The organism is Engelhardtia mirabilis, assembly GCF_007748095.1.
Lineage (GTDB): Bacteria > Planctomycetota > UBA1135 > UBA1135.
Map to the genome: position 1 here is coordinate 3,548,575 of NZ_CP036287.1, position 26,662 is coordinate 3,575,236.

General features: G+C 70.6%; 19 protein-coding genes. 14 read left to right on the forward strand and 5 right to left on the reverse strand.

Annotated features, from left to right (window positions below):
* The first annotated feature begins 72 nt into the window (after positions 1-72).
* Genes Pla133_RS13025 through Pla133_RS13045 form a run of 5 tightly spaced genes read left to right on the forward strand, consistent with a single transcriptional unit; the run spans position 73 to position 4,984 of the window.
* Positions 73-1,506, forward strand: coding sequence for a hypothetical protein (locus Pla133_RS13025; RefSeq protein ID WP_145065891.1), 1,434 nt, complete (start codon positions 73-75; stop codon positions 1,504-1,506).
* A complete protein-coding gene (locus Pla133_RS13030; RefSeq protein ID WP_145065893.1) occupies positions 1,503-2,180 on the forward strand; it encodes an ABC transporter ATP-binding protein in 678 nt (225 codons plus the stop codon). The genes Pla133_RS13025 and Pla133_RS13030 overlap by 4 nt, the downstream gene beginning before the upstream one ends.
* The gene (locus Pla133_RS13035) at positions 2,177-3,349 is read left to right on the forward strand and encodes a hypothetical protein (protein WP_145065896.1); all 1,173 of its coding nucleotides are present in this window, start codon (positions 2,177-2,179) and stop codon (positions 3,347-3,349) included. The genes Pla133_RS13030 and Pla133_RS13035 overlap by 4 nt, the downstream gene beginning before the upstream one ends.
* Positions 3,340-4,323, forward strand: coding sequence for a metal ABC transporter substrate-binding protein (locus Pla133_RS13040; RefSeq protein WP_145065898.1), 984 nt, complete (start codon positions 3,340-3,342; stop codon positions 4,321-4,323). The genes Pla133_RS13035 and Pla133_RS13040 overlap by 10 nt, the downstream gene beginning before the upstream one ends.
* A complete protein-coding gene (locus Pla133_RS13045) occupies positions 4,316-4,984 on the forward strand; it encodes a 2OG-Fe(II) oxygenase family protein (protein WP_145065900.1) in 669 nt (222 codons plus the stop codon). Before Pla133_RS13040 ends, Pla133_RS13045 begins: the two co-directional genes overlap by 8 nt.
* A gap of 176 nt (positions 4,985-5,160) precedes the next feature.
* Here the strand turns inward: Pla133_RS13045 and Pla133_RS13050 are convergent, their stop codons facing one another.
* On the reverse strand, positions 5,161-6,327 hold the full coding sequence (locus tag Pla133_RS13050) for an NADP-dependent isocitrate dehydrogenase (protein WP_419192446.1): 1,167 nt from the start codon (positions 6,325-6,327) through the stop codon (positions 5,161-5,163).
* Positions 6,328-6,876: 549 nt separating this feature from the next.
* Between Pla133_RS13050 and Pla133_RS13055 the strand changes: the two genes are divergently transcribed.
* The 4 genes from Pla133_RS13055 to Pla133_RS13075 all read left to right on the forward strand — a co-directional run bounded on the left by Pla133_RS13055 (position 6,877) and on the right by Pla133_RS13075 (position 13,692).
* Positions 6,877-9,261 carry a DUF7948 domain-containing protein gene (locus Pla133_RS13055; protein WP_145065905.1) on the forward strand — a complete coding sequence of 795 codons (2,385 nt, stop codon included), beginning with the start codon at positions 6,877-6,879 and terminating at the stop codon, positions 9,259-9,261.
* Positions 9,262-9,436: 175 nt separating this feature from the next.
* A complete protein-coding gene (locus tag Pla133_RS13060) occupies positions 9,437-11,920 on the forward strand; it encodes a DUF7948 domain-containing protein (protein ID WP_145065907.1) in 2,484 nt (827 codons plus the stop codon).
* 525 nt (positions 11,921-12,445) lie between these two features.
* The gene (locus Pla133_RS13070; RefSeq protein ID WP_419192447.1) at positions 12,446-12,892 is read left to right on the forward strand and encodes a peroxiredoxin; all 447 of its coding nucleotides are present in this window, start codon (positions 12,446-12,448) and stop codon (positions 12,890-12,892) included.
* Positions 12,893-13,107: 215 nt separating this feature from the next.
* Positions 13,108-13,692 (forward strand): methyltransferase family protein, encoded by a 585-nt coding sequence (locus tag Pla133_RS13075; protein ID WP_419191491.1) that lies wholly within the window; start codon positions 13,108-13,110, stop codon positions 13,690-13,692.
* A gap of 40 nt (positions 13,693-13,732) precedes the next feature.
* Here Pla133_RS13075 and Pla133_RS13080 read toward each other — a convergent pair whose 3' ends face one another.
* The 4 genes from Pla133_RS13080 to lepB are packed head-to-tail and all read right to left on the reverse strand — an operon-like array spanning position 13,733 to position 18,067.
* A complete protein-coding gene (locus tag Pla133_RS13080) occupies positions 13,733-15,352 on the reverse strand; it encodes a hypothetical protein (RefSeq protein WP_145065915.1) in 1,620 nt (539 codons plus the stop codon).
* An 8-nt stretch (positions 15,353-15,360) separates the two neighbouring features.
* Positions 15,361-16,725 carry an aldehyde dehydrogenase family protein gene (locus Pla133_RS13085; RefSeq protein WP_145065917.1) on the reverse strand — a complete coding sequence of 455 codons (1,365 nt, stop codon included), beginning with the start codon at positions 16,723-16,725 and terminating at the stop codon, positions 15,361-15,363.
* A gap of 39 nt (positions 16,726-16,764) precedes the next feature.
* Complete coding sequence (locus Pla133_RS13090) at positions 16,765-17,484, reverse strand: SDR family NAD(P)-dependent oxidoreductase (RefSeq protein WP_145065919.1); 720 nt, start codon at positions 17,482-17,484, stop codon at positions 16,765-16,767.
* A gap of 37 nt (positions 17,485-17,521) precedes the next feature.
* Positions 17,522-18,067: a signal peptidase I gene (gene lepB / locus Pla133_RS13095; protein ID WP_145065921.1), complete on the reverse strand. Its 546-nt coding sequence runs from the start codon at positions 18,065-18,067 to the stop codon at positions 17,522-17,524.
* Positions 18,068-18,457: 390 nt separating this feature from the next.
* On the opposite strand from lepB, the gene Pla133_RS13100 reads away from it, so the two are divergent.
* From Pla133_RS13100 to Pla133_RS13120, 5 genes are read left to right on the forward strand one after another with little or no spacing between them, the layout of a single operon-like run.
* Positions 18,458-19,843: an alpha,alpha-trehalose-phosphate synthase (UDP-forming) gene (locus tag Pla133_RS13100; RefSeq protein WP_145065923.1), complete on the forward strand. Its 1,386-nt coding sequence runs from the start codon at positions 18,458-18,460 to the stop codon at positions 19,841-19,843.
* Positions 19,840-22,380, forward strand: coding sequence for a trehalose-phosphatase (otsB, locus tag Pla133_RS13105; protein WP_145065925.1), 2,541 nt, complete (start codon positions 19,840-19,842; stop codon positions 22,378-22,380). The genes Pla133_RS13100 and otsB overlap by 4 nt, the downstream gene beginning before the upstream one ends.
* Positions 22,377-23,660 carry a diguanylate cyclase domain-containing protein gene (locus Pla133_RS13110; RefSeq protein WP_145065927.1) on the forward strand — a complete coding sequence of 428 codons (1,284 nt, stop codon included), beginning with the start codon at positions 22,377-22,379 and terminating at the stop codon, positions 23,658-23,660. The genes otsB and Pla133_RS13110 overlap by 4 nt, the downstream gene beginning before the upstream one ends.
* Positions 23,661-23,676: 16 nt before the next feature.
* The gene (locus Pla133_RS13115) at positions 23,677-25,113 is read left to right on the forward strand and encodes an MBOAT family O-acyltransferase (protein ID WP_145065929.1); all 1,437 of its coding nucleotides are present in this window, start codon (positions 23,677-23,679) and stop codon (positions 25,111-25,113) included.
* A complete protein-coding gene (locus Pla133_RS13120) occupies positions 25,113-26,600 on the forward strand; it encodes a hypothetical protein (protein WP_145065931.1) in 1,488 nt (495 codons plus the stop codon). The genes Pla133_RS13115 and Pla133_RS13120 overlap by 1 nt, the downstream gene beginning before the upstream one ends.
* The last annotated feature ends 62 nt before the right edge of the window (positions 26,601-26,662 follow it).

The window sequence follows — 26,662 nt, forward strand, 5'->3', positions numbered from 1 at the left end:
TCCGGGGCGGGCCTGGGCGGACGTCGACTGCTAGTCTAGTGCGCCCGAGACGCTCCTATGAGCCCACAATCGATGACCGCACACCGCCATTTCCGGCCTGGCACACTCCTCGCGGCGTGTGGGCTGCTGCTGACGCTCCTCGTCAGCGGGCTCGCGGGCGGGTCGCTCGGCTCGGCGCCGATCCACGCCTCGACCGCCTCTAGCGCGTCTGTGGCGGAGTCCGTGCTCCCCGCCGCCGCCCGCGGCTGGCACCCGTCCGACGGACCCGACGCCGACGTCCGCATCTGGATCGACGAGGGCGCGATCCGCTTCCGCGTCGAAGCCAACCTGGCCTTCGCGGACGCCATGCTCGACGTCCCGCGCGAGTTCGAGGACCACCTGGACGAGGTCGAGCGCGAGCCCCTCGTCAAGGCGCTCTTCGCGGCCTACCGCGAGCACAACCGGGTCACGGTCGACGGGGTGCAGATCGATCCGGTGCTGGGCGACTGGCGCGTGCTCGACGCCCTCGAGGAGTTCATCCCGCTCTTCCCGCTGAACGGCGCGCGGGCTCTGACCCGCATTCGAATCGAGTACGAGTACCCCCTGCTCGGCACGCCGCGCTACGTGTCCCTGGTCTGGGGTCTGTACCCGGTCGACACGGTCGCGCGTCTGGGCCCCGACGGCCCCAAGGTCGCGATCAACGCGCAGCTCAACGCCGGCGGCTTCGACTACCCCGTGCAGTTCACCGAGGGCGAGCCCGAGTACATCTGGCACGGGGAGCTGCCGACCGCGGATGAGGTCTTCCTGCCCGTGCCCGCGGCTGCCCAGGAACACGAACCCGTGGAGCCGCCCCTGGGCGGGCTCGCGCTGGGGGTCGCCGTGAGCGCCCTGGGCGCCCTGGGGCTGCGGCGCAAGCGCAGGCTGTGGCCGGCCGTCACCCTGGGTCTGGGCCTGGCCGTGTTGGTGCTGACCGGTCTCGAGTACCGCGCCGCGCAGAGCGCCGACGAGCCGCTGCAGCCGGCCGAGGCCCTGGCCGTGTTCGAGCCCCTGCACGAGAACATCTACCGCGCCTTCCGCTTCGACGACGAGTCGCGCATCTACGACGCCCTGGCGCGGAGTGTCGACGGCGAGCTGCTCGAGCGGCTCTACCAGCAGGTCTACCGCAGCCTCGTCAACGAGGAGGAGGGCGGCGCCGTGAGCCGGGTCGAGGCCCTGCGCCGGATCGACTCGCAGGTCGACTCGATCGGCGAGCTCGACGACGGTCGCCGCGGCTTCACCGTCACCACCCGCTGGCAGGTGGACGGGGCCGTGATCCACTGGGGTCACGCCCACCGCCGCACCCAGGAGTACGGCGCGCGCTACACGGTCGCCGAGAACCCGGCGGGCGCCGAGACCGGCGCCGGCTGGCGTATCGTCTCGAGCGAGATCCTGGACCAGCAGATCGTCTCGGCCACGCCGGGGCTCGAAGAGGAGATCGGCGAGACCGGCGGACCGGCGACGGTCGCGCCGGCCAGCCGCGAGCTGTGATCGCCGCACGCGACCTGCGGCTGGCCTACGCCGGCGGCGACTTCGTCCTCGACGTCCCCCACTTGGACGTGGCGCGGGGCGAGCAGCTCGCGATCGTGGGTCCGAGCGGCAGCGGCAAGACGACGTTCCTGCACCTGGCGGCGGGGATCCTGCGGCCCGACTCCGGCCAGCTCTCTGTCGACGGCCGCGACCTGGACGCCATGGACGACGCGCTGCGCCGGCGCTGGCGCGTGGCGCGCATCGGGCTGGTGTTCCAGGACCTCGAGCTGCTGCCCTATCTCGACAGCCTCGACAACGTGCTCCTGCCCCTGCGGATCGGCGGGGGAAGTCTGGATGCCGAAGCGCGCGAGCGGGCCCGTGGCCTCTTGGCGGACTTCGGCGTGGCGCACACCACCCACCGGCGACCCGCGCGCCTGTCGGGGGGCGAGCGCCAGCGGGTGGCCCTGGCACGCGCGCTGGTCACCGAGGCGCCACTGCTGTTGCTCGACGAGCCCACCGGGAGCCTCGATCCGGACAACGCCGAGCGCGCCGTGGGGCTTCTGCGCGCGAGGGCCGCGGAGCGAGGCGCGACCTTGCTGATGGTCACCCACGACCGCGCCGCCGCCGCGGGCTTCGAGCGCGTGCTCGACGCCGGGGCCGGGCTCGAGGCGCTCGACGCGGAGCTGCGCGCGTGAAGGCCGTGGCCTACTTGACGCTGAGCGAGGCGCGCCACCGCCCGGGGCCGCACCTCTTGTTGATCGGCACCCTGGCCCTGGCCCTGTTCCTGCCCTGGACCACGCGCGCGCTGGTCGGGCGACTCGAGACCGCGTTGGTGGCGCGGGCGGACGCGACGCCGCTGACCGCGGGCAGCGCCGGCAGTCGTCTGGACCTGACCCTCGCCAGCCTGTACTTCCGCGAAGTGGACCTCGAACCCGTGGGCGCCGACCTGTGGGACGAGCTCGCAGCGGACCACGGCGGCGTGGCCGTGCCCCTGCGCCTGGGCGCCCACGCGCGCGGCTTCCCCGTGGTCGGCACATCGCCCGAGTACTACGAACAGCGTGGCCTGGGGCTGGCTTCCGGCGAACGCCCGCTGATCGTGGGCGAGTGCCTCCTGGGCTCGGAGGTCGCGCGCACGCTCGGACTGACGACCGGGGCCGAGCTCTTCTCGGACCAGGACGAGCTGTACGACCTGTCGGTGCCCCAGGCCCTGCGGATGCACGTGTGTGGCGTGCTCGCTCCCTCGGGCGGGCCCGACGACCGCGCGGTGTTTACCGACGTGGGCACGAGCTGGGCCATCGAGGGCCTGGCCCACGGCCACGGCAACGCGAACGACCCGGCCCTGGATCCACGCCTGGTGATCGCCGACCTCGAGGGCAACCGTGTGCTCAGCGGCGCCTACGTGCCGCCCGCCGAGATCGGCCCGGCGGACCTGGCCGACTTCCACGCCCATGGGGAGCGCGCCGACCTGCCCCTGTCCGCCGTCCTGTTCTTCCCCCACTCGACCAAGGCGCGCACCCTGGTTCGCGCGCGCATCGACCTGCGCGAGGGGCTGCAGATGGTCGCGCCGCGGGCGGTGGTCGACGAGATCCTTGGCGTGGTCTTTCGCGTCCAGCGCCTGCTCGACCTGTTCTCGATCGCGGTGGGCGTGACGGCCCTGGCCCTGGGGGGCTTGATCGTCGGCCTATCGATACGTCTGCGCGCACCCGAGCTGCGCACCCTCGACCGCCTCGGTGCGGGGCGCTCCGTCGCCGCGCAACTGGTGGGCACGCAGGTGGCCGGACAGCTCGCTACCGCCTTCGCCGTGGCGGCTCTGGCCGTCGCTCTGACCCTGGCACTCCTCCCCGACCTGACCCGATGGCTCTGACACGATCGATCCGCTCGTCGCGCAACAGCGTTCCCGCCCTCTTCGCGGCCCCGCTCGCCCTGGCCCTCGGTGGGCTGCTGAGCGCCTGTGGCGGCGCCGGTGGCACGGGCACGGCCGAAGCGATCGAGCCCGACCAGGTGGTGCGGACCACCGCCTACCCCGTGCACTTCCTGACCGAGCGCGTGGCCGGGCCCGAGATCGAGGTGGAGCTGGTCCTGCCGGCCGGCGCGGACCCGATCTTCTGGCAGCCGCCGCGCGAGGTCCTCGCGGCGCTCCAGGGCTCGCGCCTGATCGTGACCAACGGCGCGGACTTCGAGCGTTGGATGCGCTCGGCCAGCCTGCCCTCGACGCGGGTCGTGCGCTCCGCGGACGGCTTCGCCGATCGTCACCTGCAGTTCGAAGGCGCCACCCACAGCCACGGCCCCACCGGCGAGCACAGCCACACGGGAACCGACGGTCACACCTGGATGGACCCGCGCAACGCCGAGGACCAGGCCCTGGCCATCGCCGCGGCCCTGGCGGACGCCTACCCGGACCAGGCCGAGCAGATCCAAGGGCGCATGGTCGCCCTGCGCGCGGACCTGCGCGCCCTCGACCGGCGCCTGACCCAGATGCTGCCCGCGCTCGCTCAGGTGCGCTTGATCGCCTCCCACCCGGCCTACGACTACATCGCGGCCCGCTACGGGCTGGAGATCGTCAACCTGGACCTGGACCCCGCCGAACCCCTGGGCCTGGCGGACTTCGCGTCGATCGAAGCGGCGACGGATGCCGGCCGCGTGAACGTCCTCCTGTGGGAGTCCGAGCCCCTGGCCGAGACCGTGACGGAGCTCGACGAGCGGCTCGGCGTGCGCTCGGTGGTCTTCAGCCCCGCCGAGGGTCCGCCCGCCGCGGGCGAGCCCGACTACCTGGGCGTCATGAACGCCAACCTCGACCGACTGGGCGAGGCTGCGGGAGTCACGTCCGAGGGTGAGTGAGCTCCCCTCCGACTGGCAGGCGCAGGTGCGACGCGCCTGCGCCGGGGCCAGGGCCACGGAGTTCTCTCGCGGGCTGTTGCGGGTGGAGTTGGATCTGGGCGGGGTGACGTCTGCGATGCTGTCCCGCCACGACGAGCTCGGAGCGGCGGGGGGCGAGCCCAACTCCATGCACGAGAGCGGCGCGAGCCTCGAGCAGCTCGGACTCGGCGAGTTGGGTGCGATCCTGCGCTCCGACCTCGCCGAGCCCCTGCGACGCGCCTTCCTGGCCGACGTCGCCAGCGCACCACTGACCAGCGAGTACGCCTACATCGTGGACTACGGGGAGCGCGGCGATCGCGACCTGGCCCTGCACGTGGACGAGAGCTGCGTGACCATCAACCTGTGCCTGGGCGACTGGTTCGAGGGCGGCGAGCTGCGTCTGGCTGGCCTGCGCTGCGGGCGGCATCGCCAGAGCGAGCCGCGGGAGGATGAGCTGTTCGCCGTCGACCACGAACCCGGCCTGGCCTGGATCCACCTCGGCGCCCATCGCCACCTGGTCCCGCCCCTCGACCAGGGCCGGCGGCGCAACCTGATCGTCTGGTGCAGCGCCGCCGACGGGCCGCTCAGCGCCTCGATGGAGTGTCGCCCCTTCTGCGGCGATTGGCTCCCCGACGCCGGCTGAGTCGTGCGTGGACGGGATCGGTCGCCGCCCGAGCCCGGCGCGGGCGACTCCCTACGCCACTTGCGCCGAAGCCCCAGGGCGTCGCGTCGGCAGCGCGCCGAAGCAGCAGCGCACCGAAGCACGCCGAAGCACAACGCGCCGAGCGTTCCACGGCCCTGCCGCCCTCCCGTCCCGGCTCACAGCCCCTGCAAGCCGCGCAGCTTCGACTCGATCGCCGACATGAACTCGTCGGTGGTCAGCCAGGGCGTCTCGGGGCCGATCAAGTGGGCCAGGTCCTTCGTCATCTGCCCGCCCTCGACCGTATCCACGCAGGCGCGCTCGAGGTTCTGGCAGAAGCTGACCAGGCGTTCGTTGCCGTCGATGCGCCCGCGGTGCCCCAGGCCCCGCGACCAGGCGAAGATCGACGCGATCGGGTTGGTCGAGGTCTTCTCCCCGCGCTGGTAGGCGCGGAAGTGGCGCGTGACCGTGCCGTGGGCGGCCTCGGCCTCGATCGTCTTGCCGTCGGGTGTCATCAGCACCGAGGTCATCAGCCCCAGCGAACCGAAGCCCTGGGCCACGGTGTCCGACTGCACGTCGCCGTCGTAGTTCTTGCAGGCCCAGACGAAGCCGCCGCTCCACTTGAGCGCCGCGGCCACCATGTCGTCGATCAGGCGGTGCTCGTAGGTGATCCCCGCGGCCTTGAACTGGTCCGCGAACTCCGCTTCGAAGATCTCCTGGAAGAGGTCTTTGAAGCGCCCGTCGTAGGCCTTCAGGATCGTGTTCTTGGTCGACAGGTAGACCGGCCAGCCGCGGTTCAGCCCGAAGTTCAAGCAGGCCCGCGCGAAGCCCCGGATCGACTCGTCGAGGTTGTACATGCCCATCGCCACGCCCGGCTCCGCGAAGTCGTAGACCACGTGGATGGTCGGCTCGCTGCCGTCGGAGGGGGTGAAGGTCATGGTCAGCTTGCCGGGGCGGTCGACGACCATGTCGGTGGCCCGGTACTGGTCCCCGAAGGCGTGGCGACCGATGACGATCGGCTTGGTCCAGCCCGGCACCAGTCGCGGCACGTTGCTCATCACGATCGGCTCGCGGAAGACCGTTCCGCCGAGGATGTTGCGGATCGTCCCGTTGGGGGAACGCCACATCTTCTTCAGGCCGAACTCCTCGACGCGCTGCTCGTCGGGCGTGATCGTGGCGCACTTGATGCCGACGCCGTGCTCGAGAATCGCCTCGGCGGCGTCGACCGTGACCTGGTCCGAGGTGGCGTCGCGGTGCTCGATCCCCAGGTCGAAGTAGATCGTCTCGAGGTCGACGTAGGGCAGGATCAGGCGCTCCTTGATCCAGGCCCAGATGATGCGGGTCATCTCGTCGCCGTCGAGCTCGACGACCTTACCGCTGACGGGGATCTTGCTTGCGTTGCCGGTCACTTGAGGGGGGGATCGAAGATTCGCGCTCGGTCGCGCTGTGGCGGGGGGAGCGACCGGCCTCGCGGCCGGCGCAGGGGGCGCAGAGTCTATCGGTCGGCCGAGTCGGGGGCCACCGCACAGGACAGCGGCCGTTGCAACCACGTCCGGGCCGCCCGACACCGGCTGAGCGACACCGGCGGTCCTGAACCTGCGCCACCGCGAGCCCCCGAATCGACAAAGTTGCAATCGGGTCCGTCGCGCGTGGGGCGTTCTCCGTTCATGCCGCCACGGGTGGCTCTTGCCGGCCCTGCGCCCCTTCCCGACCGGCGGTCCAGCGCGACGCCGACCATCCCTTGTTTCCGACCATCCCCCCTCTCGAACATGACTTTGAACTCGTCCTTCAGGTGCCCGCTGGTTCCGCTTCTGCTCGCGTCATGGGCTGCACCGAGCGCCATCGCGAGTGGCGGCAGCTCGATTGAGGCCGTCGACGCAACCGCCTCCAGGGTGATGGTCCGATCAACCAGCGTCGGGGCGCTGAGCGGCTTCGTCGAGAACCTCGGCCAGGCCCATCCCGACGCGCGCTACACCGTCCGACAGGGACCGGTACAGGGCTGGATCACCGAGCGCGGGCTGGCCCTGGTCCTTCCGCCCGAAGGTCCATCGGGAAGTGCCTGCGCGCTGCACCTGGAGTTCGTGGGCGCAGCGACGCATGCCGTCGAGGCCCAGGAGCTGGTGCCCGGTCGCGCGCACTTCATGCGAGGCGGACGAGAGACGGTGCTCGGGGCGCAGACCGCAACCAAGGTGGTCCTGCGCGACGTACTCCCGGGCCTGGACGTGCTTTGGACCCAGAGCGCTGGGGAACTCGAGTACGACATGTTGCTCGCGCCGGAGCTGGCCGCGAGTTCGATCGCCCTGACGGTCGACGGGGCCACGGCGTTGTCGCTGATGGATCCGCGTACCCTCATCGTGACGACCGCGGCTGGAACCCTGCGGCAGACCCTGCCCGCCGCCTGGGAGCTCGAGCCGGATGGAACTCGAAGGCCACTGGAGGCACGCTTCGTCCTTCCGGGCGACGGAACGGTGAGTTTCGCGCTCGACGGTCGCACACCGGGTCGTGCGGCGGTGATCGATCCAGTCCTGCACTATGCGACCTACGTCGGTGGCGCCGGACCCGACCTCGCCCTGGACGTGGCCAGTGACGGCTTCGGGCGCATCTACGTGACCGGCGCGGCCGGCGCGGCCGACTTCCCCACCACGGCGGGTGTCGTCGACGACCTTCTGGTGAACGACGAAGCCTTCGTGATCTGTCTCGCGCCGGACGGTGCGTCCGTGATCTGGTCCACCTTCCTCGGGGGCATCGGCGATGACGTGGGGCGAGCCCTGGACGTGAGCGAGGACGGCAGCCTGGTCTGGGTGGCGGGCTCGTCCCGCAGCTCCGACTTCCCCCTGCCTGCGGCCGCGCTCGATCCCACCAAGGGCGACTTCGACGATGGCTTCGTCGCGCGGCTCAGCGGCGAGGGCACGGTGCTGGACTGGGGGACCTTCCTGGGAGGAGCGGGGCACGACCGCATCGAAGACCTGGCGCGCACGGTCTCCGGGGACGTCATCGTGGCCGGGACCACGGATTCGCCCAACTTCCCGGCGACCGCGGGCGTCGGGCAGACGTCGCCGCAGGGTGGCGAGGACGCGTTCCTCTCCAAGCTGAGCGCCGCCGGCGACGCGCTGATCTGGTCGACCTACTTCGGCGGCGCTCTCGACGACGGTGGTCACGCCTTGGCGGTGGCGGCGAACGACCAGGTGTTCTTGGCCGGCACGACCTCGTCCTCGGATCTGCCTACGAGCGGCACTGCGTTCCAACCCACGCGCGCGGGCAGCGAGGACGGCTTCGTGGCACGCTTCACCACGACCGCTTCGACGATTCTGTTCGGGACCTATCTCGGGGGCAGCGGCGAGGAGCAGGTGCGTGCCTTGACCCTGGGCGTCGGCGGCGAAGTCCTGGTCGCCGGTCGCACGGGATCCTTCGACTTCCCGACCACGGCGGGTGCCTTCCAAGCCGGTCCGCAGGGCGACGACGACGGCTTCGTCGCGGCCCTCAGCGCGACCGGATCGACCCTGCTGCGCTCGACCCGCGTCGGCGGCAGCGGCGCGGACGAGATCCACGGGCTGACCACCGAGCCATCCGGCGTGCTGCACGTCGTGGGCGCGACGGCATCCTCCAACTTCCCCGTGACGCCAAGCGCGCTGCAGCCGTCGAACGGCGGCGCCTTCGACCAATTCGTGGCCACTCTGGCAGGAGACCTCACGGGCAGCAGCTACGCGAGCTACTTCGGCGGACCCGGGGACGACTGGGCTTCGGCCGTGGCCTACCACCCGTTCACCGGTCGCGTCACCGTGGCCGGCCAGGCTCTCGACGGCGCGCCGACCAGCGACGGCGCCCTTGCCGGGAGCGCAGCGGGGGCTTCCGCCGACGTGACGATCCTGTCGCTCGGATCGGGCGTCTGTCCGACCGCCCCCCAGGCCATGTTGCTCGGCGCGCCCTGCGGCACCGCGACGCTCGAGCTTTCGACGCCGCAACTGGGCACCTACGTCGAGTTCTCGGTCAGCGCAGCGCCGCCCCTGTCCCTCGGCTCGCTCAACTCGAGTCCGCCCGCGCTGTTTCCATTGCCGATCGAAGGCGGCTGCGTTCTGTGGCTCGACCTGGGCTCACTCTCGACCTTGGCCTACTTCCTGACCGACGAGAACGGGGCGTGGACGGCCTCGGTGCCGTTGGCCCACGACCTCCCCATCTGCGGTGCCCAGGCTGCCTATCAAGCCGTGGTCATCGACATCGCCGGCGGTCCGCTCAGCTTCGGACAGGTCACCAATGCCGTGCAAGTGACCTTCGGGGGCTGACGGACCTTGGCGAAGGGGGCGGGAGTCGAGAGGGAACCAGACCGTGGGGGCGATCGTCGCAATCGACACCCCGTCCGGGATCGGCCCGCTTAGGATCCTGCATTCCTCGACGAGGGCACGGGACGACCATCGCGGTCCGCCCCCGCCCCCCCACTCCCCGCCCAGGAGCCCCCCAATGGGAATCCAGTCCGCCCTAGCTAGCTCGCGCTCGTTCACCCTCGTCGTCGTGGCCTCCATCGGCCTGCCGGCCCTGGCCCAGGCCCAGACCGTCGCCGAGTCCGCCAGTCGACTCGCACGCCTCCCCGGCGGATTCGTCGAGAACCGCGGGCAGGAACCGGATGCGGTGCGCTTCCACGGACGGCAAGGGAGGCTGCACCTGTGGGCCACCGAGGCTGGCCTGACGCTGGGCCTGCCTGCCGTGGATCAGGCGGGCCGCGATACCGCGCTGGAGCTTCACTTCGGCGCAGGACAGGCTCGCTCGATCGAAGGCCGAGCGCCCCTCGACGGTCCGAGTCACTTCCTGCGTGCTGGTGAGGAGTCCGTGGTCGGGGCCGTGAACTTCGCCGAGGTGCTCTACCGCGAGCTGGCGCCCGGACTCGACCTGCGCCTCAAGCAGACCGACGGCGCGATCGAGTACGACCTCGAGCTCGCGCCAGGCGCGACCCTCGACGGGTTCTCGATCGAGATCGCGGGCGCGTCGGGTGTGCACCTGGTCGCACCGGACGAGTTGCGGATCGAGACCCCGGCGGGCCCCCTGATCCAACGTATCCCGGCCGCATGGCAGGTTCGCTCAGATGGTGAGCGCGAGGCCCTCTCGGGCCGCTTCGTGCTCCAGGGCGACGACCGTGTGGGATTCGCCCTCGAGGGGCGCGATCCCTCACTCGCGGCGGTCCTGGACCCGGTGCTGGGCTTCGCGGGCTACATCGGCGGTTCGGCCTGCGACTTCGTGCAGGACGTTGCCCTGGATTCCCTGCACCGCTCCTTCGTCGTCGGCATCAGCCAATCGGCCGACTTCCCCACCAGTCCTGGGGTCATCGACACCACCTGGCTCAATGACGAGGCCTTCCTCGCCAGCTTCGACCCGAGCGGCACCAACCTGCGCTTCGCGACGTTCCTGGGCGGCAGCGGCGACGACGTGGCCCACGGCCTCGATATCGACCTGCTCGGTGAGCGGGTCTGGATCGTGGGCGAGACCGAGTCGGCCGACTTCCCGGTGACCCCCGGCGCCTTCGACATCGTCAAGGGCGACTTCGAGGACGCCTTCGTCGCGCGCGTCAGCGCGGACGGAACACTGCTCGACTGGGCCACCTTCCTGGGCGGCAACAACAGCGACCGCGCCGTGGCGATCACCGTGGAAGCCACGGGCCGCAGCTACCTGGTCGGGACGACTTCCTCGACGGACTTCCCCGTCACCCCCGGAGTGGGTCAGCCAGGTCCCGCCGGGGGCTCGGATGCCTTCGTGGCCAAGCTGTCCGCCTCCGGCGCGAGCCTGCTCGTGTCGACCTACTTCGGCGGCTCGAACGCCGACGAGGGCACGGGCGTCGTGACCGGCTTCGGCGGTGAGCTGATCGTCGCGGGCACCACCCGCTCCGACGACATCCCGACCTCCGTCGCCGCCGTCCAGCCCGCCCGTGCGGGCGGCGACGACGGCTTCATCGCACGTCTTTCGGCCAACGGCGGGTCCCTGGTGTACGGCACCTACCTCGGCGGCAGCGGTGACGATCGCATCGCGAGCATCGCCACCTGGCCGGCCCAGACCATCTACGCCGTGGGCGTGACCGAGTCGGCTGACTTCCCGACCACGGTGGGAGCCCTGTTCACGTCGCCCCAGGGACTGGACGACGCCTTCGTCAGCGTGATCAGTGCCGACGGCAGCGGCTTCGTGCACTCGACCTACCTGGGCGGCAGCGGCAACGACGCGGCGACGGATGTGGCTCTCGACCCGGTCGGCACCACCTACGTGGTCGGAACCACGACCTCGCCCGACCTGCCGGTCACCGGTGACGCCTTCCAGTCGACCCTGGCCGGCGGCTCGGACATCTTCCACTTCATCGTGGCCTCGGACGGGACGGCGATCGACTTCGGGACCTACTACGGCGGTGCCCAGGACGACTCCGGTCACGGCATCGACCACGACGACTTCACCGGGTCGGCTTGCTTCGGCGGCCACGTCCTGGACGGGGTGCCCTCGAGCCCGGGAGTCTGGGACCCGAGCTTCAACGGCGGCTCCGGAGACGGGTTCCTGGTCTGCTACTCGCCCCTGCCCTGCCCCACCACGGCCCTGTCGGTCAACTTGGGCAGCCCCTGTTCGTCCGCGACCCTGACCGTGCCGCCCCTGGTCCAGGGCAGCTACATCACCCTGACCATCACCGGCGCGCCGCCGAATGCCTCGGGCCTGCTCTACACCAGCCTCGCGGGCTCGCCGCCCTTGCTCTGGGAGGGGCTCTGCGACATCTGGATCAACATCTTCAGCGCCAACCCCTTCGCGCCGGTGTTCACCGACGCCAGCGGCAACTGGAGCCTGTTCATCGGGCTACCCAACGACGCCCCTCGGTGCGACCAGAAGGTCACCTTCCAGGCGCTCGTGCTCGATATCGCCGGCGGCCCCCTGTCCTTTGGTCAGCTCACGAACGGAGTCGAGTGCACCTTCGGGAGCTGACCAGGCTCGGCCGATGAACTCCCCGGCTCAGGTCCGTCCCGGCCTTGGTTCGACTCCGTACGACCGACCATGAAGGTGCTCCTCAATCTGCTGCCCGCCGCCGTGCTCATCGCGGGGTTGGTGCTGCGCGCCACCGGCTGCTGAGGCGACACGCGTTCCATGCTCGGTACGGGCATGATCCTGGCCGGCGCCGCCGGCCTCGCGTGGCGCTCGTCCGTCTCGTGGAGCTGAACTCGGACCTCCATATGGGGGTCCGAGGACGCTGACCTGACGTGAGCGGTCCCCGCCGGGTCCAGCCCGACCCGCTGAGTCCCGGCGGATGACCTCGGGGCCGGTGCCATCGCCGGCCGGTGCCGCCCCCCCCCAGCTCCCGCGACGCGATCCGTCCGCAGGAGCCGGCAGTCGACGGTGTGGACGCTGGCCCTGGGCCCGGGCGATACCTAAGGTCTGGCCATGGATTTGCGTCGCTGGCTCGGCGTCGGCCGCACCGCGGCGCGACGGCTCATGAAGAGTGAAGGACCCACCATGCCCACCATCGGCGCTCCGGCTCCCGAGTTCGACCTTCCCACCCACTCCGGCCAGCGCATGCGACTGGCGGACCTGCGCGGCAAGCGCGTGGTCCTGTGGTTCTACCCCAAGGCTGACACACCTGGGTGAACGCTGCAGGGCAAGGGCTTCCGTGATCGAAGCCCTGACTTTGAAGCCGCCGGCATCCAGGTGCTCGGCATCTCCTTCGACACCCCCGCCGAGAACGCTGCCTTCGCCGAGAAGTTCGGATTCCCCTACCCGCTGCTCTCCGACGAGACCCGAGAAGTGGGTCTGGCCTACGGAGCCTGTGACAGCAAGGGCGACGGCTATCCCCGCAGACTGACCTTCGTGATCGACGCCGACGGGCTGCTGATCGAATCGATCGAGACCAAGGACCCGGCCGGTCAGGCCGACGACTTGGCGGCCCGCATGATCGGAAGCTGATCCAGCAACCCCGCGACCGCACCTCCGCGTCGGCAACTCCGCGACCATCACTTCCACCTGGCCCCCCCACCCGGCCCCCCAACCAGGCTCCTGGCTCGACCCCCAACTCCGGGCACGACTCGCCGCCGGCCTCTCGCCGGGGCCGGCGGCGCCGGAGCAAGTCCTCGCTCGACATGGCGGCGTCCGAGGTCCCCGACAACACGCACGACGACCCGATGTCGACCGTTCCCCAGTTCTTCGCTCACCACCGGCTACTTCTGAGCCGCGCCTTCGCCGTCCTTCTGGGTGTCTACATCCTGTTCGGGCCGCCGCCGCCCACCTTCGCACCCTGGGTAGCGAGCCTCTCCGGGCTGACTGGATTGGCACTGCTGGCCATCGCGGCGTTCGGGCGCGTCTGGTGTCTGACCTTCATCGCCGGCAAGAAGAACGTCGAGGTCGTGAAGTCGGGTCCCTACTCGATGGTCCGCAACCCGCTCTACGTATTCAGCTTCGTGGGGGCGATCGGCTTCGGGCTGGCGATCGAGGACCCGCTGCTGACCTTTACGATCGCGGCCGCCTTCACGATCTACTACTACTTCGTGGTCAGAAGCGAAGAGGCCTACCTGCTCGCCAACCAAGGCGAGTCCTACCAGCGCTACTTCGACTCGACCCCGCGCTGGATCCCCAGACCCAGCCTCTACACCGAGCCCGACTCGGTCGAGATCGACCCGCGCCGCATGCGCCGCGGAATCCTCGACGCGATGTGGTTCATCTGGGCCTACTTCCTGCACGAGATCCTCGAAGCGATCCAGCGGGCCTGACGGCGCCGGCGACGGGGTCCGGGGCAGCGGCGGGCACGACCTAACGTGACGGCCCGCGCAACCTGATCGTCTGCGCCTCGGGGACGGCTTCGACCACGAACGACTCGTCCCCCAAGTAGGCCCGATGGCCGTTCGGCCCGCCCGCCTGACGCCAGACGACGGTCCACTCGCCCGGGGCGCTGAGGTGCCCCCGAAAGCCTTCGTCCGTCCGCTCCAGCGAATCGACCCGGGGATCGTCGAAGGTGGAGAGGTCGGTTCGGACTGCCTCGGCCACCAGGTCGAACTGCTCGAGCACGCTGCGGGGCAGGCGCAGGACGACTTCACCCCCGGGCTCCATCCGTACCGTAGTCGGTCGATCCACGCCTTCGACGCGGGTGCGAAAGCAGCCCGGGACCCAGATCTCCGCGTCCACGCGGACGCCGCCGGCGAGGGGGCTTTGGGCCAACAGCGGATCCGATCCGAAGCGGGTCTCCCAGTAGCGGCGGGCCACCGTTCCCTCGTGCTCGATCGCGCTCTCGAGGTGGGCCAAGCCCTCGCTGGCCGGGGAGCCGTCGGGCAGGCGAACCTCGATCGGCAAGGGAACGAAGCGCGCCTTCGAGGAGAGTTCGAACAGTCGCTCGTCCTGGGTCAGCTTGCCGCGCCTCAACTCGACGTCCGCGAAGGTCAAGATCGGCGCGCCGACGAAGCTGCTCCAGAGCTCGGCCCGCACGGTCCCGGCGTAGTCGACGTCCATGCGTACATCGCTGATGTCGAACAGCGTCTCGGTGGCGAGCAGGTCCCCCTTCGGCCCGCGAAGTTCCAGTCGCCATTCGGGTTCGGTCTGGGGCGCAGGGGTCTGGGAGCCGAGCTTGAAGCCGATCACGACGTCCGACAGATCGAGGTCGGCGCCGGCAGGCCGCGGCAGCTTCGCGTTCCGACTCAGCGCGAGGTAGGCGGGGCTCAGCAACTCGAACACGCGGGGCCGTCCGCCGATCTCTACGTCCGGCAGAACGCGCGCGACCTGATGGGTCTCGAGGAAGTCACCGACCAACGGATCGAGATCGAGATCCGGCACGAGTAGTCGCCAACGCTGGTCTCCTGCGGGCCGAGCCCCGCGCAGCTCGAACTGGCCTCCCGCGCCCACCTCGGCGCGCCCGACCATCCAAAGCACAGGTCCCGCTAGCTCCCACGATTGCGGGGGTTCGAGCTCGATCGCGAGGACGAGCCCACGCTCGGCCAGGGGAGCCGTGCCCTCGTCGGTCACCAGGCGGCCGGAGCACAGCTCGGGCCAAGGCCTCAACTCCACCCGACCCAGGTCGACGACTGACGATCCGTCCGCGTCAGGGAGTTCGATCAGTGTGCCTAGCCCCCCTTCCAACGGATCGCCGATCAGCAACTGTTCGGGGACCTGATTCTGGACGAACTGTCCCCGCACGAGCAGCTCGACGGAGCCGTCGCGTTCGGTTCGCACGCGGGTGGCCCTCCTGATCCGCAGCCCGGCGGTGCAGGTGGTGAACTGCAATCGCTCGCGCCCGATCGGCTCACCGGAGGGATCGACCAGCACCATGGAGTAGGTCCAATCGATCTGGCGTGCACTTGCGCCCCCTGCGATCGCGGCACTCGAGCCGCGGGGACAGACTGCGGACAATGCCAAGAGCGACACGAGGACTCGGACGGCCACGAGCCCCCTCAACTGCGCTGGACCGAGATCGTCTTGGGCACCGTGAACTGGCGGTGTCCCTCGACGGTGCCGATGAAGCCGAAGCCGGACTGGCCGTGGCCGACCCAGGGGCCCGCGGCGGAGAGGTAGCGGTTCACGCCCACCTGGCCGCTTCTGATCCCACTGGCCACGCGCATGCCGCGCTCGAGGTCGCCGGTCCAGACGTTGGCGCCCAGGCCGAAGGGGGTGCTGTTGGCCAGACGCACGGCCTCGGCCTCGCTGCCGTCGAAGCGCGACACGCTGACCACCGGACCGAAGGTCTCCTCGCTGGACAGGCGCGCGCTGGCGGGCACGTCCATCAGGACGGTGGCCGGATAGAAGAACCCGTCCCCGTCGAGCGGCGCGCCGCCGGCCATGAGGCGGGCGCCCGCGGACACGGCGTCTTGGACCAGGGCGTGGATCTTGTCGCGCTGGGGGCCCGAGACGATCGGACCGAACTTGGCCCCCTCGCTGAAGCCGGAGGACGGCGCCCAGCCACGCGCCTTGTCGACCACCAGTCGTTCGAACTCCTCGGCCACGGCGTCCGCGACGTAGATGCGCTCGACGCTGCAACAGACCTGGCCCGCGTTCCGCAGAGAGTGGCGCACCGCCGACTCGGCCGCGGCTTCGAGGTCCGCGTCGGCGAACACCACCAAGGGGTCCTTGCCGCCCAGCTCGAGCACCAGGCGTTTCAGCCCCGCCGCCGCGGAGCCCATGATTCGCATGCCCGTCTCGCGGCTGCCGACGAAGCCGATCATGTCGACGTCGGCCGCCACCAGCCTCGCCCCTACATCGCCCAGGCCCTGCACCACTTGCAGCACGCCGTCGGGCAGGAAGGTTCCGACGATCTCGGCCAGCACCGCGCCGGTCAGGGGCACGTGCTCGCTGGGCTTGAAGACCACCGCGTTGCCGGTCGCCAGGGCGGGCACCAGGATCGACATGGGCATGCCGACCGGGAAGTTCCAAGGCGTGATCGCCGCGACCACGCCCAGGGCCTCGCGCCGGATGACGGAGTCGACGCCGTCGCCGGGGACGCGTTCCTCGGCCACCGCCGTGCGCACCTCCTCGAGGGTGCTCGCCATGCCCCGCGCCCGCCCACGCACTTCGGCCAGCGCCTCGGCCCGGGGCTTGCCCATCTCGCGGGTGACGAGATCGGCGATCTCCTCCGCCCGCTCGCCGAGACGTTCCGCGGCGGCGGCGAGGGCGTCGATGCGCGCCTCGATCGGCACTGCCGCCCAGCGCGGCTGGGCCAGCCGAGCGGCGCGCACCGCGGCATCGATCTCCTCCGCGGAGCTGACGGGGATCATGGAGATGGTCCCGCCGGTGGCGGGGTCGATGTCGGCGAACTCGGTCATCGTGAGTCTCGGAAGGCAGGGTCGTCGCGGGCGGCGGGCCTACAGTAGCCAGCCCCCGGCGACCTCGAGGTCCTGGCCGGTAGCGTAGCCGCTGTCCTCCGACAGCAGCCAAGCGGCGGCCCGCGCGATCTCTTCCGGTCGCCCTGTGCGCCCCATCGGGATCGCCGCTTGGCGTGCGGGATTCAGAGTGTCCGCGTGCGCGCCATCGTGGGGCACGATGCCCGGCGAGAGCATGTTGACCCGCACGCCGTGGGGCGCTTCCTCCTTCGCCATCGAGCGCACCAACAGGGCCAGGGCCGACTTGGTTGCGGCGTAGCCGGCCGCCTGAGTGCGTGCCCGCCCGCCGCCCAGGCCGGCGCAGCCGAAGAAGAGCCAGGCCCCGCCACTGGCCCGAATGGCCTGCCGGCCGGCCGCGACCAGGTTCCAGGCGCTCATCACGTTGCTCTCGAAGAGCCGGCGCAGGGTCTCGGGCTCGAGCTGGTCGAGCCGGCCCGATTCGAAGTCGCCCACGGCATGGACGACGCGGTCCAAACGCCCCTCCGCCTCCAGGACCTGACCCACCACTGCGTGGGCAGCGGCGGACTCGAGCAGGTCTGCCCGATGCAGGCGCCCGGCGAACTCGGGCTCGAGCTGGGAGGCTCGGTCGGAGCTCGTGCGCCACACCAGATGGACGCGGTCACCGCCGGCCGCGAGTTCTCGGGCCACGGCCAGTCCCAGGCCGCGGGCCGCTCCGGTGACGAGGCTGACGCGTTGGTGCATGGCCCCGAGGATCGCCTGCGGAGCCGCGCGATGCCAGTCAGTCCAGGATGCCGATGCGCGCCGGAGGCCAAACGCGCAGCTCGACCCGGCCGCGCAGGTCCTGGACCGGGACCAGGCCGAAGTCACGACTGTCGGCACTGTGGGGCCGGTTGTCGCCCATCACGAACACGTGGCCCGGGTCGACAACGGTGGAGACCACGCGGTCGTCGCGGTCGGTGACGGCGTAGGGCTCCTCCAGCCGCGAGCCGTCCACGAAGACCCCGGCGGGCCCGACTACGACCCTCTCACCCGGCAGGCCCACCACCCGCTTGATGTAGTCCAACTGCGGATCGACGGGCGAACGCAGCACCACGATGTCGCCCCGATTCACGTGCCCGAAGACGAAGCTCCAGGGTTCGACGAGGATCCGGTCGCCGTCGTGGATGCCCGGCTGCATGGATGCTCCGCGCACCACCGAGAGGTTGAAGAGCAGCGTGTAGGCGAGCATCCCGGCCACCGAGACGAACAGGCCGTCGCGGAGGCTGCGAGCGCGCCGCGAGAGCAGCAGGCGGGGGATCGGACGGGAACGCCAGGCACGGACCATGGGCAGGACTATCGGCCGCCCCTGGAGCGGGTCTTGATCCCGCTTGGGTCGGAAGCCGTGACGCCGAAAGCCATGACCTGGCTCGAGGATCGGTCCGGACCTGGCCCAGGGCCGCCGCCGCGCGCGAGGCTCCAGCGGTCGCCGAGATCCGCCACCGGCGCGTTCCGCTCGCTCGCCCCTGTGCCCGGTGGATCGACCCCACCGCCGACGAGGCCTCTCGGCCCGACGTGGACGGCTCGGATGCAAGGTGCCGTCAGCGGGCGGTAGGCGAACGCGGGCCGCCGTTTGGACTGCTGGGCGTGGATACCGATGACCGATGCGGGCTAGCCTGGGCCCCAGGGTGCGGCCCCCCGTCGCTCCCGCGCCCCACCCGATAGCCCACCCCCCTCTCTGGTGTCCGCCCGCAGCCGTCTGATCGTCGTCGCCAACCGCCTGCCGGTCCACCGCGTCAAGCGCGCCTCCGGTTCCGGCTGGGAGACGAGTCCGGGCGGTCTGGTGAGTGCCCTGGCGCCGATGCTGCGGGAACGCGAGGGGGCCTGGGTCGGCTGGCCCGGCTACGCCGGCGAGGCCCCCAGGCCGTTCGAGCACGAGCGCATGAGCCTGATCCCGGTCGGCCTCAGCCGCAGCGACCTGGACGGCTTCTACCTGGGCTTCTCCAACGCCACCCTGTGGCCCCTGTACCACGACGCGGTGCGCTACCCCGAGTACCACCGCCGCTGGTGGGCGCCCTACGTCGACGTCAACAACCGCTTCGCCAAGATCACCGCCCGCCACGTGGCCGACGGGGACCTGGTCTGGGTCCAGGACTACCAACTCCAGTTGGTGCCCTTGATGCTGCGCCAGCGCAAGCCCGGCGTCCGGATCGGCTTCTTCCTCCACATCCCCTTCCCGCCGGTCGAGCTGTTCGCCCAGTTGCCCTGGCGCCAGCAGTTGCTGGAGGGCCTCTTGGGCGCCGACGTGGTGGGCTTCCAGACCAAGGTCGGCGCCCAGAACTTCGTGCGCGCGGCCCGGCGCTTCGCGGGGGCGCGGGGTCACGAGGGGCTGCTCGAGCATCGCGGCCGCCGGATCCAGGTGCGCCACTTTCCGATCTCGATCGACTACGCCGCGATCGACAGCGCCGCGCGCCGGCCGGAGGTGGCCCAGGCCGCGGCCGAGATCCGCAAGCACACCGCGGGCGGTCGCAAGCTGCTCCTGGGCGTCGATCGCCTCGACTACACCAAGGGCATCGACCTGCGCCTACGCGCCTTCGAGACCCTGCTCGAGCGCTACGAGAACAGCAACGACGTGGCCTGCTTCGTGCAGATCGCCGTACCCAGCCGCGAGCACTCACCCGAGTACGCCGACATGCGGACGCGCATCGAACAGCTCGTCGGGCACATCAATGGCACCTACTCGGAGCGCGGCCTGACGCCGGTCCACTACCTGTACCGCAACATCCCGTTCGACGAGCTCCTGGCCTACTACCTGGCCGCCGACGCGATGGTGGTGACGCCCCTGCGCGACGGCATGAACCTGGTCGCGAAGGAGTACGTGGCCACCCGCTTCGACAACGCCGGAGCGCTGGTCCTGTCCGAGTTCGCCGGAGCCGCGCAGGAGCTGAAGCAAGCGATCCAGGTCAATCCCCACGACGTCGACGGCATCGCCGCGGCCCTCGACCAAGCCTTGACCATGCCCCAGGACGAGATCGAACGACGCATGCGATCCATGCGCAGCCGAGTGCGCCGCCACGACGTCTACGCCTGGGCGTCGTCCTTCGTGGAGGCCATGGCCTCATGAACGAGTTGTTCGAGCGCATCGACGAGCTGGCCCGGGAACCGGTGCTGCTGGTGGCAACCGACTACGACGGCACCCTGGCGCCTATCGTGGACGATCCCGCGGCGGCCCTGCCCCATCGCGAGGCCCTGGTGGCCCTGGCGCGGCTGGCGGCCCTGCCCGACACCCACGTGGCCGTGATCAGCGGGCGCGCCCTGGCGGAGCTGGCCCGCTTCACCGGCAACCCCGACGGCCTGCGCCTGGTCGGGAGCCACGGATCGGAGTTCGACGTGGGCTTCGCCTCGTCCCTGAACGAGGCCGAGCGGGCCCTGCGTTCGGAGCTGCTCTCCGAGTTGGAACGCATCACACAACTGGGCCCGGGCCTCAGCGTGGAGCCGAAGCCGGCCGGTGCCGCCTTCCACTGGCGCAGGGCCGCGCCCGGCTTGCAGGAGACCGCGCGCGACGCCGTGCTCCAGGGCCCCGCCGCCCGCGATGGCGTGCATGTGATGTCGGGCAAGTGCGTGCTCGAGCTGAGCGTGGTCAGTACCGACAAGGGCCAGGCCCTCGAACGCTTGCGACACGGTGCCGGGGCCCAAGTGGCGATCTACCTGGGGGACGACGTCACCGACGAAGACGCATTCGCGCGGCTGCACGGGCGCGACGTGGGCGTGAAGGTCGGCGACGGCGAGACCATGGCCGGTTTCCGCGTCGCCGATCCATCGGACGTCGCGCGTGTGCTGGCTCGTCTGGGCGAGGCCCGACGCGCCTGGCTGCGCGGACCGGCGACCGTGCCGATCGAGGCCCACTCGCTGCTCTCCGACCAACGCACGGCGGCCCTGGTGACGCCCGACGCGCGCGTGGTGTGGTACTGCGCCCCGCGCATCGACAGCCCGGCGCTGTTCGCCGAGTTGCTCGGCGGGCGCTCGGCCGGCTACTTCAGCGTGGCATCCGTGGACGGCAGTGCACCCCTGCGCCAGACCTACGAGGGCGCGACGATGGTGTTGCGGACGCGCTGGAAGCACTTCTCGGTGGTCGACTACCTGGACTGCTCCCAGGGGCGGCCGCGTCAACGGGCCGGCCGCACCGACCTGTTGCGCGTCTTGGAAGGCAACGGACGCGTGGCCGTCGAGTTTGCGCCGCGCCTGGACTTCGGTCGCAGCCCGACCCGCCTGCGCGCGGTGGAGGGCGGGCTCGAGGTGGTCGACGCCTTCGATGGCATTCTCCTGCGCTCACCCGGAGTCGAGTGGACGATCGAGCCCGACGGACAACACCAGACCGCCCGCGCGGAGGTGGAGTTGGGGCAGGCGCCGCTGGTGCTCGAGCTCAGCTATGGCGGTGGCGCGCGGGGTCAGGCCACGGCCGAGCGCGCCCGCAGGCGTTCGACGCACCTGTTCTGGTCGGACTGGGCCGACGGCCTGCGCCTGCCGAGCGTCGCCACCGACGCCGTGCGGCGCAGCGCGCTGGTGCTGAAGAGCCTGTGCTACGGCCCCACCGGCGCGATCCTCGCCGCCCCCACCACGAGCCTGCCCGAGCACGTGGGCGGCATTCGCAACTGGGACTATCGCTACACCTGGCTGCGCGACGCGGCCCTCTCCGCCCACGCCCTGGTCGAGCTGGGCAGCCTCTCGGAGGGCATGGACTACCTGGACTGGGTGCTGTCGGTGGTCGAGGAACTGGACGGGCCCCAGCAACTGCGGCCGCTCTACGACGTGACCGGGCGCGACCTGGGCCCCGAGGCCGAGATCCGCGAGCTGTGCGGCTACGCCGGCAGTCGGCCGGTGCGAGTCGGCAACGCGGCCGCGGCGCAGGTGCAGCTGGACGTCTTCGGCCCGATCGCGGACCTGGTCCTGGCCCTGGCCCGCGCCGGTGCGCCCCTGGCGTCGAGCCACTGGCGCCTGGTCGAAGCCCTGGTTCTGGCGGTCGAGCGGCGTTGGGCCCAGCCGGACCACGGCATCTGGGAGATCCGCGCGGCCCCGCGCCACCACGTCCATTCCAAGACCATGTGTTGGGTCACCGTCGACCGGGCCATCGCCCTGGCGCGCGACCACTTCCACAAGGACGTGGGCGAGTGGCCCGCCCTACGTGACCGCATCCGCGACGAGATTCTCGAGCGGGGCTACAAGCCCTCGCGTGGAGCTTTCACCGCCGCCTACGAGGGCGACGATCTCGACGCGGCCACCTTGCTGCTGGGCACCTGCGGCCTGATCGACTGCGGCGACGAGCGCTTCGTGCGGACCGTCGACGCGATCGAAGCCGAGCTACGCGCCGGCGCGACGGTCTATCGCTACCGCTCCAATGACGGCCTTGCGGGAACCGAGGGCGGCTTCCACATCCTCGCGGCGTGGTTGACCGACGCACTGCTCGAGACCGGTCGCGGCGAGCGCGCGGAGCAGTTGTTCGAAGCACTCTTGGACTGCTGCGGACCCACGGGCCTCTTGTCCGAGCAACTCGACCCCGAGACGGGGCGAGCCCTGGGCAACCATCCCCAGGCCTATTCGCACCTGGGGTTGATCTTCAACGCGGTGCGGCTGGCGCGACACGGCCGCGGGGGTCGCCGTTGACGTCTCCCCTGCTCACCAACCGCGAGCCGGCACCCAAGGGCGACCTGTTGCGGCGCCTGGGCCTGGCAGTCGTCGAGTTGCTCGGCATCTTCGTGACCGACATCTCCCTGCCGACGAGCGTGGCATTCGGCGCGTTCTACGCCGTGCCGCTCTTGTTCTGCTTCCACCGCGCACGCCGCAAGGAGGTGCTGGTGCTCGCAGCCGCTTCGTCGATCTTGGCCCCCCTGGGTGCCTTCATCGGCAGCGACGGTTGGGCGACCCCCGAGCTGGGCGTTGTGATCTCGGCCTCGACCGCGGTCTTCGCGATCTGGCTCACGGCCGGCCTGGTGTTGAATCGGCTGACAGAGGAAGAGCAGCTGATCGCCACGCGCGAGTTGAACGAGATCGCCCTTGGCGCAACCGAGGAGGGCGTGGTCGTGACCGACGCCCAGGGAATCGTCACTTGGCTCAATCGCGCGGCGGAGGGCATGCTCGGTTGGCGCCGGGTGGAAGCCGAGGGCCGCAGCCTTTCCGACGTCTACCGCCGCGTCGACGACGAAACGGTGACCCGCGCACCTGAACTCCCGGTGGACGTGATCATCGCTCGCACCCGCAGCGGCGCGCGGCTACCGGTGGAGGAGACCACGGGAGTGATCCGCGATCTCCAGGGCGCTCCGCTGGGCCACGTGGTGGTGCTGCGCGACGCCAGCAAGCGCGAGTCGCTCGAACGCGAGCTGCGCCAGATGGCCTTCCGCGACCGACTCACGGGCCTGCCGAACCGGACGCTACTGGCCGAGCGCCTGGCCCTCGAGCTGGACCACGCCGCCCGTGACCAGAGGATGCTCGCCGTGCTGTTCATCGACCTCGACCACTTCAAGGAGGTCAACGACACCCTCGGTCACCAAGCCGGCGACGACCTCCTGCGAGGCGTTGCGGCCCGACTTCAGGAGTGCCTGCGCGCGGCAGACACGGTGGCGCGACTGGCAGGCGACGAGTTCGTGATCCTGACCCCGGGGATCCACAACCGCCAGGACGCGACGCTGGTGGCCCAGAAGGTCTGCGCGGCCCTCTCCGAGCCCTTCCACCTGGGTTCCCACGAGCGCACGGTTCTGCCGTCGATCGGTATTGCCGTCTTCCCCGAACACGGCGTCGATGGGGACGTGCTGCTGAAGCAGGCCGACGGTGCCATGTACCTGGCCAAGCACGAGGGTGGCGGTCGCTTTGCCTTCGCCGACGGCATCGCGGACTCTGAATCTGGGTCCGGCCCTGGTTCTGGCCGGTCCAAGTCCCACAGCGACTGATCGAGCAGCCCCCCCGATGCTCTTCAACAGCTTCGAGTACGTCCTGTTCCTGTGGACCGTCTACGTCCTCTTCTGGACCCTGCGGACCAGGCGCAAGCTGCGGCACACCATGTTGCTGGTCGCCAGCTACTGGTTCTACGCCCAGGCCGACTGGCGATTCCTGTCGCTCTTGGTGGTCAGCTCGCTGGTCGACTTCTGGGCCGGCCGCGGCGTCCACGACGCGCTCGAAGCCGGCAACCGCCGTCGCGCCCACGCCTTCCTGGGCCTCAGCCTGGCGGTCAACCTCGGATTGCTCGGCACCTTCAAGTACGCCGACTTCTTCCTCGGCGGCTTCAGCGACCTGGCACAGGCGGTCGGCCTCGACCCGATCGGCCTGCGGCTGGACCTCGTGCTCCCGGTCGGGATCAGCTTCTATACCTTCCAGACGCTCAGCTACACCTTCGACATCTACCGCGGCAAGCTGCGGCCGATCGCGAGCTTGCTGGACTTCTCGCTCTACGTCTCCTTCTTCCCCCAGCTCGTCGCCGGCCCGATCGTGCGCGCGATCCAGTTCCTGCCGCAGCTCGAACAGCCGCCCGAGTACGACGATCGACGCGTTTCCTCGGGCCTGTTCCAGATCCTGCGCGGCCTGGTCAAGAAGCTCTTGATGGCCGACGTGCTCGGCGCCCACCTCGTGGACGCCGCCTTCGCCGACGCGGACACCATGGGCCAGCTCGGCGCGCCGGCCCTACTGCTCGCCACCTACGCCTACGCCCTGCAGCTCTACGGCGACTTCGCGGGCTACTCCGACATCGCCATCGGCTCGGCTCGCCTGCTGGGCTTCGAGCTGCCCAAGAACTTCGACGCGCCCTTCAAGTCCCGCTCGCTCGAGGAGTTCTGGACCCGCTGGCACATCACCATGTCCTCGTGGTTCATGGACTACGTCTACGTGGGCCTGGGCGGCAGCCGCGTGGGCTTCTGGCGCTACGCGCGCAACGTGATCGTGGCCTGGGGCCTGGTCGGGCTGTGGCACGGCGCGGCCTGGACCTTCGCCCTGTGGGGCCTCTACCACGGGCTGTGGCTGGTCGCGGTGCGCTGCGTGCGGATGCTGCTGCCCGACGAGCGCCTGCCCCAGAACAAGCTGTTCGCCGTCTTGGGGGTGCTGTTCACCTTCCACGTGGTGGCCTTCTCGATGATCCTGTTCCGCTGCCCGGACCTGGCCACCTTCAGCTCCGCGGTGGCGCAGCTCGGTGACTGGTCCATGGGCCTGCCGAATGTGCCCTGGCAGATCTGGTTGGTCCTAGGCCTGGGCTACGCCAGCCACCTGATGCCCGACGCCTGGCAGCAGGCCCTCGAGCGCGGCTGGGAAGCGACGCCGCGCGTGGTCCAGGGCCTGGCCCTGGCTGCATCGATGGTGCTGCTGTTCGCCCTGCACCCGCCGGGGTTGGCGCCGTTCATCTACTTCCAGTTCTGATGGCTCGACTGCTAGACCTCCTGCGCTGGATCGGTCCGCGGACCGTCGCGATGGTGCTCTCGCTGGCGGCGCTGGAGCTGGGTCTCTACCACCTGGGCGACTACGGCAAGTGGATCGTCCAGGAGCAGAGCGCGCGCTACGGCTGGCGCATGCTGCCGAACCAACGGGGCTGGTCGCGCGACTTCGACGTACGCGAGCAGACCAACGACCGGGGCTTTCGCGACGACCGCGATTGGGGGAGTGCGCCCCTCGAGGACGGCGGCTCTTGGTTCTCGCAGATCCTGCCCGCGGCGCCCGTCGAGGAGGACGCGGACCTCCTGCGAATCGCGACGGTCGGCAACTCGATGACCTACGGCACCAGCGTGCCGGTGGGTTCGACCTGGCCGCGGGTGCTGGAGACCCTGATCGCCGAGGAGTTCGTCCGGCGCGGCGACCCGCGCGGGGTGCGGGTGATGAACTTCGCCACCCAGGGTTACACCTTCGAGCAGATGGCGCGGATCTACGAGGACGAGATCCGCCCCTGGGCCGTCGACCTCCTGATCTGGCCCACCATCGCCGCCGACACGCGTCCCATGCGGCCCGCCACCGACGATGTCGACTACGACTTCCGGCGCACGGTGATCCGCACGGCGACCTACGACATGCTGCGCGAGCAGGTGATCGATCACTGGCTGCCCCCGGCCGGGCGCGGGGGCCCCGAGCGGACGCCGCGCCAAGTCAAGACGGAGTTCCGCCAGCGGTTGCGCCCGGCGCTCGAGTTGGCCGTGCGTGGTGCTGCGCCCCTGCCGACGAGCGGCGACGGCGAGGAGCGCGCACAGCTCCTGGCCGCGATCGATGCGGGACTCGCCCGTGCCTTCGAGCGCACGCCGCTCGATCGTCTGGTGCGGGAGGTCTGGACCGAGTTGACCCGCCCCGATCTCATCGAACAGGCGCGGAGCCTGGGGCTGGACCTGGCCTCCGAGGCCTGGCCGGCCTTGGAGTCGAGCCTGACCCTCGAGCTCTGGGAGCCGCTGGATTCCGCGCAGAAGCGCACGCCCTTCGCACCTGCTCAGCAATTCCTATGGGACCCGCGGGGCGCGCGCCTGTTCCGCATCGCCCGTGAGTTGCAGGCCCCCGGGGGGCAACTGGCGGTGCTCCTGTTGCCGAACATGCACCTGACCCTGACGGCCGAGGCCCCCTCGCCCGCGGTCTACTGGCAACCGTGGAGCGCGAGCGACCCTGTGGCCCAGCTCGGCAGCACCAGCTTGATCGACGCCGTCGACGCCTTCCGCGAGCCCATGGCCGAACTGGCCGAAGTCCTGCGAGCTCGGGGCTTCGTCGAGGGTGACGGTGGTCAGGACCTGATCGGCGATGACTATCCATTCGTGGACCAGAGCCTGTTCCTGCTCCGCGACACCGGTCACTACAACGTGGCCGGACACCGCCGCTTGGCCGAGGTCGTCTTCGCGCGGCTGCTCGCGTCCGGCGCCCTCGAACCGGCGGACTGAGCGCGAATGACCCCCACCCGGAACCGTAGAGTCTGACCCGCCCGCTTCGCGTCTCCCACCCG

Coding starts and splice junctions, on each gene's coding strand:
- Pla133_RS13040 (WP_145065898.1), top strand. CDS start 3,340: ATGGCTCTGACACGATCGATCCGCTCGTCGCGCAACAGCGTTCCCGCC.
- Pla133_RS13060 (WP_145065907.1), top strand. CDS start 9,437: ATGGGAATCCAGTCCGCCCTAGCTAGCTCGCGCTCGTTCACCCTCGTC.
- Pla133_RS13120 (WP_145065931.1), top strand. CDS start 25,113: ATGGCTCGACTGCTAGACCTCCTGCGCTGGATCGGTCCGCGGACCGTC.
- Pla133_RS13090 (WP_145065919.1), bottom strand. CDS start 17,484: ATGCACCAACGCGTCAGCCTCGTCACCGGAGCGGCCCGCGGCCTGGGA.
- lepB (WP_145065921.1), bottom strand. CDS start 18,067: ATGGTCCGTGCCTGGCGTTCCCGTCCGATCCCCCGCCTGCTGCTCTCG.
- Pla133_RS13085 (WP_145065917.1), bottom strand. CDS start 16,725: ATGACCGAGTTCGCCGACATCGACCCCGCCACCGGCGGGACCATCTCC.
- otsB (WP_145065925.1), top strand. CDS start 19,840: ATGAACGAGTTGTTCGAGCGCATCGACGAGCTGGCCCGGGAACCGGTG.
- Pla133_RS13075 (WP_419191491.1), top strand. CDS start 13,108: ATGTCGACCGTTCCCCAGTTCTTCGCTCACCACCGGCTACTTCTGAGC.
- Pla133_RS13055 (WP_145065905.1), top strand. CDS start 6,877: ATGGTCCGATCAACCAGCGTCGGGGCGCTGAGCGGCTTCGTCGAGAAC.
- Pla133_RS13050 (WP_419192446.1), bottom strand. CDS start 6,327: ATGACCCGCATCATCTGGGCCTGGATCAAGGAGCGCCTGATCCTGCCC.
- Pla133_RS13115 (WP_145065929.1), top strand. CDS start 23,677: ATGCTCTTCAACAGCTTCGAGTACGTCCTGTTCCTGTGGACCGTCTAC.
- Pla133_RS13025 (WP_145065891.1), top strand. CDS start 73: ATGACCGCACACCGCCATTTCCGGCCTGGCACACTCCTCGCGGCGTGT.